The 14,309-nt window shown below is 73.8% G+C and carries 14 protein-coding genes; 6 read left to right on the top strand and 8 right to left on the bottom strand.

Going from position 1 to position 14,309, the window contains the following annotated elements:
- Positions 1-147: 147 nt before the first annotated feature.
- Positions 148-822 carry a Crp/Fnr family transcriptional regulator gene (locus tag AB0C76_RS40080; protein WP_030240972.1) on the bottom strand — a complete coding sequence of 225 codons (675 nt, stop codon included), beginning with the start codon at positions 820-822 and terminating at the stop codon, positions 148-150.
- A gap of 265 nt (positions 823-1,087) precedes the next feature.
- Positions 1,088-2,386 (bottom strand): MFS transporter, encoded by a 1,299-nt coding sequence (locus AB0C76_RS40075; RefSeq protein ID WP_359975312.1) that lies wholly within the window; start codon positions 2,384-2,386, stop codon positions 1,088-1,090.
- A gap of 106 nt (positions 2,387-2,492) precedes the next feature.
- On the opposite strand from AB0C76_RS40075, the gene AB0C76_RS40070 reads away from it, so the two are divergent.
- A complete protein-coding gene (locus tag AB0C76_RS40070; protein ID WP_359975309.1) occupies positions 2,493-3,074 on the top strand; it encodes a CGNR zinc finger domain-containing protein in 582 nt (193 codons plus the stop codon).
- A 183-nt stretch (positions 3,075-3,257) separates the two neighbouring features.
- Here AB0C76_RS40070 and AB0C76_RS40065 read toward each other — a convergent pair whose 3' ends face one another.
- Positions 3,258-3,872, bottom strand: a complete 615-nt coding sequence (locus AB0C76_RS40065; RefSeq protein ID WP_359975306.1) for an RraA family protein — start codon at positions 3,870-3,872, stop codon at positions 3,258-3,260.
- 46 nt (positions 3,873-3,918) lie between these two features.
- Entirely contained in the window at positions 3,919-4,116 is a 198-nt protein-coding gene (locus tag AB0C76_RS40060; RefSeq protein ID WP_359975303.1) for a hypothetical protein, read from the bottom strand.
- A 606-nt stretch (positions 4,117-4,722) separates the two neighbouring features.
- Here AB0C76_RS40060 and nth point away from each other — a divergent pair.
- The 4 genes from nth (at position 4,723) to AB0C76_RS40040 (ending at position 8,472) form a co-directional block, all read left to right on the top strand.
- Positions 4,723-5,592: an endonuclease III gene (gene nth / locus AB0C76_RS40055; protein WP_359975300.1), complete on the top strand. Its 870-nt coding sequence runs from the start codon at positions 4,723-4,725 to the stop codon at positions 5,590-5,592.
- Entirely contained in the window at positions 5,589-6,338 is a 750-nt protein-coding gene (locus AB0C76_RS40050; protein WP_359975297.1) for a CoA pyrophosphatase, read from the top strand. The genes nth and AB0C76_RS40050 overlap by 4 nt, the downstream gene beginning before the upstream one ends.
- Positions 6,339-6,384: 46 nt before the next feature.
- Positions 6,385-7,569 carry a MarP family serine protease gene (locus tag AB0C76_RS40045; RefSeq protein WP_359975294.1) on the top strand — a complete coding sequence of 395 codons (1,185 nt, stop codon included), beginning with the start codon at positions 6,385-6,387 and terminating at the stop codon, positions 7,567-7,569.
- A gap of 201 nt (positions 7,570-7,770) precedes the next feature.
- On the top strand, positions 7,771-8,472 hold the full coding sequence (locus tag AB0C76_RS40040; protein WP_359975291.1) for a metal-dependent hydrolase: 702 nt from the start codon (positions 7,771-7,773) through the stop codon (positions 8,470-8,472).
- 124 nt (positions 8,473-8,596) lie between these two features.
- On the opposite strand, the gene AB0C76_RS40035 is transcribed toward AB0C76_RS40040, so the two are convergent.
- The 4 genes from AB0C76_RS40035 to nhaA all read right to left on the bottom strand — a co-directional run bounded on the left by AB0C76_RS40035 (position 8,597) and on the right by nhaA (position 12,400).
- Positions 8,597-8,806: a hypothetical protein gene (locus AB0C76_RS40035; RefSeq protein WP_329927312.1), complete on the bottom strand. Its 210-nt coding sequence runs from the start codon at positions 8,804-8,806 to the stop codon at positions 8,597-8,599.
- Between the two features lie 132 nt (positions 8,807-8,938).
- Positions 8,939-10,018, bottom strand: coding sequence for an alpha/beta hydrolase (locus tag AB0C76_RS40030; RefSeq protein ID WP_359975288.1), 1,080 nt, complete (start codon positions 10,016-10,018; stop codon positions 8,939-8,941).
- A 76-nt stretch (positions 10,019-10,094) separates the two neighbouring features.
- Entirely contained in the window at positions 10,095-10,571 is a 477-nt protein-coding gene (locus AB0C76_RS40025) for a phage holin family protein (protein WP_359975285.1), read from the bottom strand.
- A 344-nt stretch (positions 10,572-10,915) separates the two neighbouring features.
- Complete coding sequence (gene nhaA, locus AB0C76_RS40020; RefSeq protein ID WP_359975282.1) at positions 10,916-12,400, bottom strand: Na+/H+ antiporter NhaA; 1,485 nt, start codon at positions 12,398-12,400, stop codon at positions 10,916-10,918.
- Positions 12,401-12,747: 347 nt separating this feature from the next.
- Here nhaA and AB0C76_RS40015 point away from each other — a divergent pair, with 347 nt between their 5' ends.
- On the top strand, positions 12,748-14,022 hold the full coding sequence (locus AB0C76_RS40015; protein ID WP_359975280.1) for a serine hydrolase domain-containing protein: 1,275 nt from the start codon (positions 12,748-12,750) through the stop codon (positions 14,020-14,022).
- The last annotated feature ends 287 nt before the right edge of the window (positions 14,023-14,309 follow it).

The following is a 14,309-nucleotide window of genomic DNA, read 5'->3' as shown; positions in this document are numbered from 1 at the left end:
AAACGCTCGGCTGGGAAACCCCAGCCGAGCGCCTGCATAAACTCATCGCGGCCTAACCAACCGACCACGTGTTGCGACGACCGCTAGAAACCGCCTCGCGGAGGGCGGGCCCTTCGGCAGGCCGGGGCGCCCCGGGAACCGGGCAGGTCAGCGCGAGCGGCGCGACAGCCGCTCGACGTCCATCAGGACGACGGCACGGGCCTCCAGCTTCAGCCAGCCGCGGCCGGCGAAGTCGGCGAGCGCCTTGTTGACCGTCTCGCGGGAGGCGCCGACCAGCTGGGCGAGCTCCTCCTGGGTGAGGTCGTGGGCGACGTGGATGCCCTCCTCGGACTGCACGCCGAAGCGGCGGGAGAGGTCGAGCAGGGCCTTGGCGACGCGACCGGGCACGTCGGAGAAGACCAGGTCGGACATCACGTCGTTGGTCCGGCGCAGGCGGCGGGCGATGGCCCGCAGCAGCGCGATGGACACCTCGGGGCGGGCGTGCAGCCAGGGCTGGAGGTCGCCGTGCCCGAGACCGAGCAGCTTGACCTCGGTCAGCGCGCTGGCGGTGGCGGTGCGCGGGCCCGGGTCGAACAGCGACAGCTCGCCGATCATCTCGCTGGGGCCGAGGACGGCGAGCATGTTCTCGCGTCCGTCCGGCGAGGCGCGGTGGAGCTTGACCTTGCCCTCGGCGACGACGTACAGCCGGTCGCCCGGGTCGCCCTCGTGGAACAGCGACTCACCACGGGCGAGGGTGACCTCGGTCATGGAAGCGCGCAGCTCGCCGGCCTGTTCGTCGTCGAGTGCCGCGAAGAGTGCGGCGCGCCGCAGAACGTCGTCCACGTGCTTCCTCCTTCTCGGCCGGTCGGCGGGTGGGCCGTCCGGCGCAAGTTCCGTTCAGTGTTCTGCATCACCAAGCATGGCGCATGTCGCTCCGATCATATGAGGAGGGGGTGCACCGAGGTGTCCTTCGCGGGGCCATTCGTACGGTTCGGTCCCCGGGTCCGTGCGGTGGGCGCCGGCCAGAGCGGCGGCGCGCCGAACCGGGGTCGTCCGGCCCCTCCCCCGAGCGGGCCGGACGACCCCGGTGGTCCGGGTGCGGTGGCGGTCAGGCGGCCGGCGGCGGCAGCTCGCGCAGCCTGCTGACCGGCGACAGGGCCAGCGGGACGAGCATCAGCGCCGAGCCGACGGCGATCGCGACGAGGCCCTGGCGCAGCCCGAGGGCCCCGCCGATGACGCCGCCGAGCAGGCCGCCCAGTGAGCCGCCGCCGAACAGCAGGGTGCGGAAGGCCGCGTTCATCCGGCCCATCAGCGGCTGCGGGGTCAGGGTCTGGCGCAGGCTGACCATCACCACGCCGGCCACGCCGAGGCCCAGGTAGCCGATGAAGAACGAGCCGACGAACAGGGCCGTGCGCACCGGCTTCGGGCCGTCCGCGAACGCGACCAACAGCGGGCTCGCGAAGATCGCCGCCATCGACACCGCGTAGACGGGTCCGAGCCGGAACCGCCTGATGACCCGCCCGGAGACGGCCGCGCCGACCAGACCGCCGACCGAGGAGGCGGAGAACACGACGCCGATCCAGGTGGGCGTCAGGCCCTGGTCGCGCACCGCGTACAGGACGAACACCGTCCACACCGAGACCATCGAGAAGTTGCAGAACGGACCCAGCAGCGCCAGCGGTCGCAGGACGCGGTCGCCGAACACCCAGCGCAGGCCCTCGGCCAGCTCCCGCCCGAGGTGCCGGCCCGCCGCGGGCGGCTCGGGGCGCGGTTCGGGCGTGCGGATCCACAGCAGCGTGAGCAGCGAGACCAGGTAGGAGAAGGCGTCCGCGACCAGGGCGACCGGCGCGGTCAGGGCGCCGATCAGCAGTCCGGCCAGGCCGGGCCCGGCCACGTCCGCGGTGGAGGAGGTGACGCCGAGCTTCTGGTTGGCCTCGACGTAGTGCTCCGGGTCCTTCACCAGGGTCGGGACGAAGGACATCCAGCTGACGTCGAACAGGACGGAGAAGACGCCGATCGCGCAGCCGAGCACCAGCAGCACCGGCAGCGTCAGGCGGTGGGTCGCGGCCAGCAGCGGGACCAGTCCGACGAGCACCATCCGGGCGCCGTTGGCCAGCAGCATGGCGCGCCTGCGCCGCATCCGGTCGACCAGGACGCCGAAGACCAGCGCGAGGCCGAGGTAGGGGACCAGTTGCAGGAAGCGCAGCAGGCCGATCTGCTCGGGCGTGGCGTCGAAGGCGATGGCGGCGGTGAGCGGCAGGGCGAGCGTGGTGACCTGGCTGCCGAGGAGCGAGAGGGCCTCGCCGGACCAGAACTTGAGGAAGTCCCGGTTGTGCCGCAGCCGGGCGGTCGGCGGCCGTTCGGCCGGACGGGTCTGCAGGCCGGGTCCGATCGCGGTGGCGGTCATCCGGTGGTACTCCCCCCGAGTCGATTCTTATGGTTGATGGCTGATCAACCGTGAGAATCATGGCAGTCCTACTTGACGGTTGCAAGGGGTGGCTACCATTAGGTCCATGGATTCCGTCACCGCTCAGGAGCAACCGGCACCGCCCTCCCCGGGCCTGCCGCTCGCCGTCGCCCTCGCGAACACGCTGGTCGCCGTCCGCGGCAAGGTCCGGGACGACGTCGGGACGCCGGAGGAACTCGCCGACTGGCTCGCGTCCCACACCGACGCCCCCGGGCTTTCCGTCGGCGAGGCGGACCTGGCCGCGTTCCGGGCGCTGCGCGACGCGGTCCGCGCCGTTCTGCGCGCGCACGCCGAGGGGGAGCCGGTGCCCGTCGCCGAGGTCGAGCGGATCAACGAGGCGTCCGCAACCGCCCCGCGCTGGCCCGTCCTGACGGCCGCCGGAACCGGGATCGCGGTCGTCCAGCGGACCGGCCGCGACGGGTTCCCGGCCGCGCTCGCGGCACTCGCCCACGGCACCGCCGACCTGCTGGGCGGTCCGCTCGCGGCCGACCTGCGGGCCTGTCACGGGCCGGGCTGTGTCCAGTTCTTCGTCAAGGACCACCCGCGCCGCGAGTGGTGCGGGCCCGGCTGCGGCAACCGTGCCCGTGCCGCCCGCCACTACCACCGGCAGCGCGAGCAGTCGGTCTGACGCCCGGGGACTGTCGACGCCCGTGGACTGCCGAGGCCTGGGGACTGTCGATGCCCGGGGACTGCCGACGCCCGGGCACAGTCGACGCCCGGGCACTGCCGACGCCCGGGGAAAGCTGGCCGCTCAAAAGCGGTGCGCCCCCGAGGACGGTTCCTCGGGGGCGCACGGGGTGCCGGAGACGTGTCAGGCGGTGAAGCCGACCTCGCCCAGGGCCTTCTCGATCTTGGCGCGGTGGGCCGCCTCCCACTCGTCCAGCGTCTCGGCGGCCTCCTTGGCCAGCTTCGCCCGGGCTGCCGCCAGCGTCTCCTCGCGCCGGGCGGCGGGCACCACCACGACGCCCTCCTCGTCCGCCACGACCACGTCGCCGGCCGCCACCAGCACGCCGCCGCACCGGACCTCGCCGCCGTGCGAGCCGAGCGCCCGCTTCGCCCCCGGGATCGGGATCACCCCGCGGGCGAACACCGGGAAGCCCGCCTCGCGCACCTCGCCGAGGTCGCGGATCAGGCCGTCGGCCACGAACGCGGCCACGCCCCGGCGCTGCGCGACCGCGCAGACGTTGCCGCCGGCGAGGGCGTGGTCGAGGTCGCCCGACTCGACGACGATCACGTCACCGGGCGCGGCCCGGTAGATCGCCGCGTGCAGCATCAGGTTGTCGCCGGGCGGGCACTGCACGGTGAACGCCGGTCCGGCCACCCGGGGCATGCCGGCCCACAGCGGGCGGACGCCGATGTCCATCACCTGGGCGCGGCCGAGCAGGTCGGCCAGGGTGGTGGTGGGAATGTCCGCGAACTGGTCCATCTGTGCCCCCGTCGTTCTCGACTGTTCGGTCGGTGCTCTCGGCGCATTATCGGACAGGTCGTGGCGGTGGACCGGGTGGCGGGTGCGCGGCGGCGGGTGCGCGGGCGGTCGGCGCGTCGGGCCCGAACGCCCGGTGGCAGAGGGCGCCGTCGACGAAGACGACGGCGGGGCCGGAGCCGGTGACGGTGCAGGCGATCCCGGTGCCGTCGGTGGAGGCAACGGTGCGGGAGGCGGTGGCGTTCACGGTGGGTCCCTTCGGGGGCTCGCTCGGGTGAGTCGCTTTCGTCGGGGCAGACCGGGCGCGGGCCCGGAACTCATCGCTCTTTGGCGGAAGTTCCCTCGGGTTCGTCGACGGTTCCACCGGATGCCGACGGTGCCGCCGACCGGGCCCGCCCGAGCTCCGTCCACAGCCTGTGGACGGAGCTCGGGCCGGCTGGGACCGTGCGCACCACGAGGGTCGGCCGTCCGCCTCGGCGACATCGATCGACGGCTCGCCGCCGCCCGGCCCGCGGAGACGCTGGCGGGCGAGGCCGGGCTGCGCCCTCTACCGGGGAGTCTTCCGCGCGGAGTTCGGTACGGCGCCCAGCGACGACCAGCGACGACCAGCGCCTGCTGCGGTTGCGCCGAGCGCGGGAACTGCTCGCCCGCGGCCTGACGCCGGCCCAGGCCGCTTCGTCCGTCGGTTTCGCGGCCAGGCCGATTCCGGCAGGTTGTTCCGGCGAACGTACGGGATCACTCCCGCGATCTACCAGCGCGCGTGTCCCACCGCTGCCGGCGGGCCGCCCGAACGGACCGCCGCCGCTGACGGGTTCCCGCCCGGCCGATCGGCTGTCCGGCGTAGCCTTCGTGCATGGCAGAGAGCAAGGTCCGGAAGGTGGCGGCCCCGAAGGCGAAGCCCGCCGCGAGGCCGAGGAAGCCCGAGTCCCGGCTGGCGATGGTGCGGCGGGCGCGCAGGATCAACCGGGAGCTCGCGGAGCTGTACCCGTACGCGCACCCGGAGCTGGACTTCGAGAACCCGTTCCAGCTGCTGGTGGCTACCGTGCTGTCGGCGCAGACGACGGACCTGCGGGTGAACCAGACGACGCCCGCGCTGTTCGCCCGCTATCCCGCCCCGGAGGACATGGCGGCGGCGAACCCAGAGGAGTTGGAGGAGATCATCCGTCCGACCGGGTTCTTCCGGAACAAGGCGAAGTCGCTGATCGGCCTGTCGGTCGCGCTGCGCGACGACTTCGGCGGCGAGGTCCCGGGCCGCCTGGAGGACCTGGTGACCCTGCCCGGCGTCGGCCGCAAGACCGCCAACGTCGTCCTCGGCAACGCCTTCGGTGTCCCGGGGATCACCGTCGACACCCACTTCGGGCGCCTGGCGAGGAGGTTCGGCTGGACCACCGAGGAGGACCCGGTGAAGGTCGAGCTGGCCGTCGCCGAGATCTTCCCCAAGTCCGAGTGGACGATGCTCTCGCACCGCGTGGTCTTCCACGGCCGCCGGATCTGCCACTCCCAGAAGCCCGCCTGCGGGGCCTGCCCGATCGCGCCGCTCTGCCCTTCGTACGGCGAGGGCGAGACGGACCCGGAGAAGGCGGCGAAGCTCCTCAAGTACGAGATGGGCGGCCAGCCCGGCCAGCGGCTGAAGCCCCCGGGGGACTTCCCCGGCGAGGCCGCCGCGCGCGCCGACGCCGCCTCCCACCAGGGGCACGTCGCGGACCTGGCGGTGGGCGAGTGAGCGCGCCCGGGCCCGCGGTGCGGGAGATCGAGCGGGACGGCCTGCCGCAGTGGCTGGAGCCCGTCCGGGACGCCGCCGAGCGCGTGCTGCCCGAGCAGCTGAGCCGCTTCCTGCCGCCGGTGGAGGACGCCCGCACGGCCGCGGTGCTGATGCTCTTCGGGGACGGTGAGCAGGGCCCCGACCTGCTGCTGATCGAGCGGGCCCGCTCGCTGCGCTCGCACGCCGGGCAGCCGTCCTTCCCGGGCGGCGCGCTCGACCCGGAGGACGGCGATCCGGACGGTCCCGGACCGATCGCGGCGGCGCTGCGGGAGGCCTGGGAGGAGACCGGCCTGGACCCGGCCGGCGTGCAGGTGTTCGCCGCGCTGCCCGCCCTCTACATCCCGGTGAGCCGCTTCGTCGTGACCCCGGTCCTCGGCTGGTGGCGCGAGGAGTCGCCGGTGCGTCCGGTGGACGCGGGAGAGACCGGCGCGGTGTTCCGGGTGACGATCGCCGAGCTCGCGGACCCGGCGAACCGGGTCCGGCTGCGGCACCCGTCCGGGCACCTGGGCCCGGCGTTCGCGGTGGCCGGCCGGCTGGTCTGGGGCTTCACGGCCGGGGTGATCGACCGGGTGCTGCACCACAGCGGCCTGGAGCGGCCCTGGGACCCGTCCCGGATCGTCGACCTCTCGGACGACGCGCTGGCCCTGGTCCAGGGCGACACCGAACGCTCGCGCGCGCTGCTGGGCGGCGAGGCCGGGACCTCGTGAGGGGCCGTCCGCACGGCCGTGCCGCCGGGCGTGGGAGGGTGTCCGGGTGAACGTCCTGGATGTGCTGCTGATCCTCGCCGCCGTCGGTTTCGCCGTGTCGGGTTACCGGCAGGGTTTCGTGGTGGGCGTGCTGTCCGTCGTCGGCTTCCTCGGCGGCGGCCTGGTCGCGGTGCAGTTGCTGCCGCTGCTGCTCGACCACCTGAGCCCCGGCACGACGGCCTCGGTGGTGGCCGTCGTCGTCGTGATCGTGTTCGCCGCGATAGGCCAGGCGGTCACCACGCACTTCGGCTGGAAGCTGCGCGGCCACATCGACCGGCGTCCGGCGCGAGTGCTGGACGCGGCCGGCGGGGCCGTCGTCAACGTGATCTCGATGCTGCTGGTGGCCTGGCTGATCGGTTCCGCGCTCGCCGGAACGTCCCTGCCGACGGTCTCCAGGCAGGTCCGCTCCTCGGCGATCCTCGGCGGCGTCCAGGACGCGCTGCCCGGTGACGCGCCGAACTGGTTCTCGGACTTCTCCAAGGTGCTCGCCCGCAACGGCTTCCCCCAGGTCTTCAACCCCTTCGAGCACGAGCCGATCACCCAGGTCGACACGCCCGACCCGGCGCTGGCCGCCAGTCCGGCGGTCGCGAAGGCCAGGCAGAGCCTCGTCAAGGTGGTCGGTACCGCCACTTCCTGCGGCAAGACCCTGGAGGGCAGCGGCTTCGTCTTCGCGCCGCACCGGGTGATGACCAACGCCCACGTGGTCGGCGGCGTCGACGAGCCGACCGTGCAGATCGGCGGCGCCGGCCAGCTCTACGACGCGACGGTGGTCCGCTACGACTGGCAGCGCGACATCGCGGTCCTCGACGTGCCCAAGCTCAACGCGCCCCCGCTGACCTTCGCGGGGGAGGCCAGGACCAACGACAGCGCGATCGTGGCCGGCTTCCCCGAGAACGGCGCCTTCAACGTCCAGCCCGCCCGCATCCGCGGCCGCATCCAGGCCAACGGCCCGGACATCTACCACCGCGGCCAGGTCGTGCGCGACGTCTACTCCGTCCGCTCGCTGGTCCGCCAGGGCAACAGCGGCGGACCGCTGCTCACCCCGGACGGGCAGGTGTACGGCGTGGTGTTCGCCAAGTCGCTGGACAGCGCGGACACCGGGTACGTGCTCACGGCGGCCGAGGTGAAGGACGACGCCGAGAAGGGCGGGTCCGCCTCGGGGCGGGTGGACACCCAGGGCTGCGCGCTCTGACGCGGGGCCGGACGGCTCGTCGTCGTGGGCCGGCGCGCCGCCTCGGGGCGGCCCGTCGCCCCCCGGTCGGCGCGCCGGTGCGGCGGGATCCGATATCCGTCGGACCGTCAGTCCGCCCTGGTAGCCTCGGCCGCGCTCACCCGTTCGGCTCAATCCGGCGCCGGTCCCGGAGTGAGGTCGACGGGAGGTCGTGGTAGTCCGATGATGGGTCACTCGCACGCGGTCAGCGGGGCGATGCTGTACGCGGCCTCGGCGCCGTTCCTGCCCCCGCTGCTGCTGCACACCACGCTCCAGCCGGCGGACATACTGATGGGCACGGTGCTGTGCGCGGGCGCGGCCCTGCTGCCGGACCTCGACCACCACGACGGCTCGATCGCCAACTTCCTCGGCCCGCTCTCCAAGGCGCTCTGCCGCTTCGTGGCCTGGGCCTCCGGCGGCCACCGGCACGCCACCCACTCGCTGCTGTTCGTCGCGCTGATGGGCGGTGGCACCTGGGCGGGCGTCACCTTCCTGGGTCGCAACTTCACCCTCGCGATGACGTTCTTCCTGCTGGCGCTCGCGATCCGGGCGCTGCGGCTCTGCCCGCCCGGCGACGGCCCGGAGGCGTGGATCACCGTCGTCGGCCTGGCCGCGCTCGGCACCTTCGGGATGAACACCTGGATGCCGAACGCCCCCGGCTGGCTGCCGTACGCGGTCGGCCTGGGAACGCTGGCGCACCTGCTGGGCGACTGCCTGACGAAGAAGGGCGCGCCGCTGCTCTGGCCGCACAAGGAGCGCTACGAGATCGTGCTGATCAAGCGCAGCGGTAACAACGTCGAGACCAAGGTGCTGGTGCCGATCATGGCGGGTGCGACCTTCGTCCTGCTCTGGTTCACGGCGCTGTCGCAGACGATCGTGAACTGACGCGTGAACCGACGCGCGAACCGACGCGCGAACGGACGTGTGGGACCGGCGCGACGGCCGTGAGCAGGCTCGTACTGCCCGGGTGAACCGGGCGGCGCGTCATTGACGACCGCGGCGCGGGACCTCAGGTCTCGCGCCGCAGCCGTGCGCCCACCCAGCGGGCGCGCCGGCCGAGGATGTGCGGGATGCCGAGCTGTCGCTGCGCCGCTCGCTGACGGCGGTCCGTGCCGTCGTAGCCGAGGTCGTCCGCCCAGTCGGTACGGGGGGCGGACCGGTGCGGGCTGTTCTGGCGTCGGCCGCGCGATGCGCCGCCGCGATCGGGCATCCAGGTCATACCGGAATGGATGCCCCTGGGCCGGTCGGGGTAACCGTCCGGACGCCATCGAAAGTGGCCTATGCGTTTGTCATATGAGTGCAACATCAAGGGAGTTGACGTGGGCAGGGGCGAGGGTCCTGCCCGGCCCGCTCACTCCTTGTGCCGACCGACCCAGTCCAGCAGCTCGGCCGTGAACTCCGCGGGCGCCTCCTCGTGCGGGAAGTGCCCGACGCCCGGCATCAGCCGCCACCGGTACGGCGCCGCCACGTACTCGCCGCCGCCGAGCGCGGTGTGCGACAGCAGCACCGGGTCCGCCGCCCCCTGGACGTGCAGCGTGGGCGCGGCGATCGGCTTCTTCATCCGGCGGGCGAACTGGATGCCGTCCGGGCGGGCCATCGACCGCAGCAGCCAGCGGTACGGCTCGATCGAGCAGTGCGCGGTGCTGGGGATCTGGATCGCCTGCCGGTACGCGTGCACCGCGCCCTCGTCCAGCTTGTCCGGCCCGGTCCACTCGTCCAGGTAGCGGGCGACCAGCGCGGCGTCGTCGGCGACCAGGCGGCGCTCCGGTATCCACGGCCGCTGGAAGCCCAGCACGTGCTCGAAGGCGGCGATCTGCCGGCGGTCGGTGAGCAGTGCCCGGCGCAGGTCCCGCGGGTGCGCGGCGGACACCACGGTGAGGCTCTGGATCACCGACGGGCGCATCACCGCCGCCACCCAGGCCAGCGTGCCGCCGGAGGCGTGCCCGACCAGGTGGGCCCGGCGCTCGCCGAGCGAACGGATCACCCCGGTGATGTCGAGGGCGAGGTTGCCCGGGTCGTACCCGCGCGGGGTGCGGTCGCTGCCGCCGATGCCGCGCAGGTCGAGCGCGACCGCCCGGTAGCCGGCCTCGGCGAGCGCGGTCAGCTGGTGGCGCCAGGCCCACCAGTACTCCGGCCAGCCGTGCACCAGCAGCACCAGCGGGCCCTCGCCCAGCTCGGCGATGTGGAAGCGGGCACCGTTGGCGGCGAGGTCGCGGTGCGTCCACGGGCCGTCCTGCCGGATGCTCCAGGCCCCGGCCCCGGCCTCGGCCCCGGAGCTGCCGGGCGCCTCGGCCCCGGCGTCGCCCGGAGCCTTCCCGGCGGTCTCGCCGACGCCGTCTGCGGCCTTCGCGGCGGCCTCCCGGCCGGGCTCCCGGACGGGGCCGGAGTCGGCGGGCGGCTGCGCGGGCACGGGCTTCTGGTCAAGCGGCATACCGAGAGCGTGTCACATCCGTGCGCCGGACACGCGCCCGGCACTCGCTGTCGGTGCGCCCGGCCGGGCCCCGCCCTTACGGGATGCGGCCCAGTGCACGGTCGATCTCCTCCTTGGTGGCCGGCCGCGGACGGGCGTTCTTCAGCACGTCGGCGGTCTTCTGGGCCCCCTCGATGGTGCGGACCGGCTTCTCGATCTTCTTGAAGGAACGCCAGGCCAGCACGCCAAGCAGCACCGCGAGCAGCAGGTAGGCGCCGGCCACGATCAGGAACGACCAGCCGAGCGCAAGGCCCAGCGCGTGGATGCCGAAGGCCGCCGCGGCGCTCAGCATCGGGACGGCGGCCAGTGCCACCACGCCGGCGACCGTCAGCGACACGCCGCCGGAGACGCCACGCTTGACGTCCGCCCGCAGCTCGGCCTTGGCGAGCGCGATCTCGTCGTGGACGAGCGCGGACAGGTCGGCGGTGGCCGCCGCGAACAGCTGCCCCACCGAACGCTCGCCCTCGTAGGGCGCCCGGCCGTTGCTGGACGGGTCTGCGGCTCCTGCGGGCATCAGCTGTTCTCCTCTGCGGCTGTGCGGCGTGACGCCGCCGCGCGGTGCGGTTCCGGGGGACCGGAGGGGCCCGGGGGCGTCAGTGGACTGTCGACAGCTCAGAATCATGCCCCTACCGGCCAGTCGCACACCACTCCGGGGCCCCGCCGGGGGGACGTGTCCCCGGTGCCCGAGGCCCCGTGGAGCCCGTGGCGGGCCCCTGTGGCGTCGCAGGGGCCCCCGTGGGTGTCCGGGGCGCCGGACGGGCGCCGGAGCGGGCCACGGGGCCCTGAGCGATCCTCAGTGGCCTTCCGGCGCCCCGGGGTGGTGCCGGTGGTCGGGATGGGTGGAACCGGTGGCCGGCCTTAGCGGGCCGCGCCCGGACCGGCACTCGGACCGGCACTCGGCCGGTCGTTGTCGGGGCCCGGTCGGCCGCTTCCGGGGTGGGGCCGGTCGTCGCCGGGGCCCGGTCGGTCGCTGCCGGGGCGGGGCCGGTCGTCGCCGGGGCGCGGTGCGAGCTCGGCCATCCGGGCCTGCCAGGCCGGGTCGTCCGGCTGGTAGACGTCCGGGATGCCGTCGCCGTCCGTGTCCCGGTCCTCCTCCTCGCACAGCGCGCGGTAGTGCCGGTTGCGGAGCTTGAGCAGCACGGTGGCGACCACCGCGCACAGCAGCGAGCCCACCAGGACGGCCGTCTTCGAAAGGTCGGCGAGCGCCAGGTCCCCGGGGAAGGCCAGCTCGCTGATCAGCAGCGAGACGGTGAAACCGATCCCCGAGAGCACCGCGACCGCGAACATGTCGGCCCACTTGAGCTGCGGGTTCAGCTCCGCCCGGGTGAACCGGGCGATCAGCCAGGTGCCCCCGAAGATGCCCACCGTCTTGCCGACCAGCAGCCCGATGACGATGCCGAGCGGCGTGGCCTGGGTGAACACCTCGCGCAGCGCCGGGCCGGAGATCGTCACCCCGGCGGCGAACAGCGCGAACACCGGGACGGCCAGCCCGGCCGACAGCGGCCGGACCAGGTGTTCGATGTGCTCGCCGGGGGAGTGCTCCTCGTCGCCCTCGCGGTGGCAGCGCAGCATCAGGCCCATGGCGACGCCCGCGACCGTGGCGTGCACGCCGCTCTCGTGCATGAGCGCCCAGATGACGAAGGCCAGCGGCACGAACAGGTACCAGCCGTGCACCCCGTGCCGGTGCAGGAACCAGAACAGCGCAAGGCCGAGGAGGGCCAGGCCGAGCGCCCAGAACTTGATGCCGGAGCTGTAGAAGACCGCGATGATCAGGATCGCGATCAGGTCGTCCACGACGGCCAGGGTGAGCAGGAAGGCGCGCAGCGCCGAGGGCAGGTGGCTGCCGACCACGGCCAGGACGCCGAGGGCGAAGGCGATGTCGGTGGCGGTCGGGATCGCCCAGCCGCCCGGGTGCCCGCCGCTGCCCGAGTTGATCAGGGCGAACAGGACCGCGGGCAGCGCGACACCGCAGACCGCGGCCATGACGGGCAGCACGGCGGCGCTCGGACTGCGCAGCTCGCCCGCGACGAACTCGCGCTTGAGCTCGATCCCGGCGACGAAGAAGAAGATCGTCAGCAGGCCGTCCTTGGCCCAGTCCCCGAGCGTCAGGTCCAGGTGCAGCGGGCCGGACGGGCCGACGGTGTGGTCGAGGACGCTCTCGTACGCGCCCGGCCAGGCGTTGGCCCAGATCAGCGCGACCACGGCGGCGACCAGCAGCAGGATGCCGCCGACCGTCTCGGTGCGCAGCGCGTCGGTGATGTAGGCGCGCTCGGGCAGGGGCAGCCGGCCCAGGAACTGCCGGCGGCGGGGCGTCGGCTCGTGGACGGGCGGCTCTCGGGTCACGCTCGGACCTCCTGCGGGCTGGGAACGGCAGACGGATGCACACGTGGTGCAAAGTGCCGACCAGACTTCCCGGCGCGCCCTGTGACGCCCGGACTCCTGTTCGAGGACCTTGATGCGTCCTTAGCAGTCTAACGGGAACGTCCGAGTGACATCCGGATTGTCCTACCTAAGGACTTAAGCCCTGGCGCTGTGTTCTGCACCCTCGCGGAGCACCGGCGCCGCACCCGAATGGCCCCGGCCGCGTGCAGACGAGTGAACGCGTTCCTATCGTCGGATGCGGGCGCCGCCCGGTCCGGGCCGGGCGTCATCCCCCGTCAAACCCCTTGCGCCGCTTCGGAGGCACCCCCATGCCCAGACCGCCCCTCTTACCCGGTGAGACCGCCGTGTCCGCCGACCTGTCCGCCGGCTCATCTGGCCCCTCCGGCCCTGATGGCCCCTCGGCCCCCTCGGGCTCCGACGAGCCCGAGCTCCCTGCAGACCTCGACCACCTGCTCCGCCCGCTGTTCCGCGCGGCCGGTCCCGGCGGGGGAGTCGCCGTCGCGGTGATCCGCGGCGACGAACGGACGGTCGCCTGCCGGGGACGCTCGGACCGTTCCGGCCGGCGCCCGGTCCGGGCCGACACCCGGTTCGAACTCGGTTCCGTGACGAAGACGTTCACCGGACTGCTGCTCGCCGAGATGGCCGCCCGGGGCGAGGTCCGGTACGACGACCCGATCGACCGTTACCTGCCCGCCGACGCCGCCCCCGGCTACCCGCACGAGCGGCCGATCACCCTGCTCCACCTGGCCACCCACACCTCGGGCCTGCCCCGGCTGCCGGTCGGCCTGCTGCCCGCGATGGCACCCCGGTGGTTCACCAGCCCGTACGCCACGTTCGGCCCGGCCCACCTGCTCAGGGCCCTGCCGCGGACCCCCGTTCGGGGGACCCCCGGCACGCAGGTGCGCTACTCGAGCCTCGGCTGCGGACTGCTCGGACTGCTGCTGGCCAACGCGGCCGGACAGCGCTACGACGACCTCCTGGCCGCCCGGGTCTGCGGGCCGCTCGGTCTGGTCGACACCTCCAGCGGCCCCGGCCGGGAGGAGGTCGCCGGGTACCGGCGCGGTCGCCGGGTGCCGTCCTTCCGGCTGCCGGCCCTGCCGGGCGCGGCCGCGCTGCGCTCGACAGCCGACGACATGCTCCGCTACCTCCAGGCGCACCTGTCGCTGGACGCCGTCCCGCTCCCCGAACGGGCCGACGCGGCGGTGCTGCGGACGGCGCTCGGCGAGGTCCGCCGGCCGCGGACGGGCCGGCGCCGGGGTGGTGCCACCCGGATCTGCCTGGGCTGGAACCAGCGGTCGGTGGCCACGGGGGCGGACCCGGACGAGGACGACGGCGAGGAACTCGTGTTCCACGCCGGCTCCACCCGGGGCTTCACCGCCTTCGCCGGCTTCAGCCCGCGGGCGCAGGTGGGGCTGGCGGTGATGGCCAGGGCACGGTCGCTGCGCAGCCGCGGCTTCGTCCAGAGCGCGTACGAGACCCTGCGGACCCTGGCCGCGCAGCGGCGCGGCCCGGAGGGTCTGGACGCGCTGGAGGCTCTGGACGCGACGGCGACGGTTGGAGGCCAGGCGGTGACGTCCAGGTGACGGGAGTCCCGTGACCTGTGACGGAACCGTCCGCAGGACGACGGGGCCCCGGGCGGTCATCACCGCCCGGGGCCCCGCCCGTCGCCTCACTCAGGTGTCAGCCGGCTGTCGGCACCCAGGTGTCGGCGCACTCAGCCGTTGTCGCCGCCGGGCAGCTGGGCCTGGATCTGGCTCATGACGGTGCTGTCGGCGAGGGTGGTGGTGTCGCCGACTTCGCGGCCTTCGGCGATGTCGCGCAGGAGGCGGCGCATGATCTTGCCGGAGCGGGTCTTGGGGAGTTCGCCGAC

It is taken from the genome of Kitasatospora sp. NPDC048722, assembly GCF_040650235.1.
Lineage (GTDB): Bacteria > Actinomycetota > Actinomycetes > Streptomycetales > Streptomycetaceae > Kitasatospora.
Note: the sequence above shows the minus strand (reverse complement) of the source record. Positions and strands in the feature narration are given on the sequence as shown.

Excerpts from the sequence above, each read along its gene's own strand:
- AB0C76_RS40075 (WP_359975312.1), bottom strand. The coding sequence starts at position 2,386 with ATGACCGCCACCGCGATCGGACCCGGCCTGCAGACCCGTCCGGCCGAA.
- AB0C76_RS40070 (WP_359975309.1), top strand. The coding sequence starts at position 2,493 with ATGGATTCCGTCACCGCTCAGGAGCAACCGGCACCGCCCTCCCCGGGC.
- AB0C76_RS40065 (WP_359975306.1), bottom strand. The coding sequence starts at position 3,872 with ATGGACCAGTTCGCGGACATTCCCACCACCACCCTGGCCGACCTGCTC.
- nth (WP_359975300.1), top strand. The coding sequence starts at position 4,723 with ATGGCAGAGAGCAAGGTCCGGAAGGTGGCGGCCCCGAAGGCGAAGCCC.
- AB0C76_RS40040 (WP_359975291.1), top strand. The coding sequence starts at position 7,771 with ATGATGGGTCACTCGCACGCGGTCAGCGGGGCGATGCTGTACGCGGCC.
- AB0C76_RS40035 (WP_329927312.1), bottom strand. The coding sequence starts at position 8,806 with ATGACCTGGATGCCCGATCGCGGCGGCGCATCGCGCGGCCGACGCCAG.
- AB0C76_RS40030 (WP_359975288.1), bottom strand. The coding sequence starts at position 10,018 with ATGCCGCTTGACCAGAAGCCCGTGCCCGCGCAGCCGCCCGCCGACTCC.
- AB0C76_RS40025 (WP_359975285.1), bottom strand. The coding sequence starts at position 10,571 with ATGCCCGCAGGAGCCGCAGACCCGTCCAGCAACGGCCGGGCGCCCTAC.
- AB0C76_RS40015 (WP_359975280.1), top strand. The coding sequence starts at position 12,748 with ATGCCCAGACCGCCCCTCTTACCCGGTGAGACCGCCGTGTCCGCCGAC.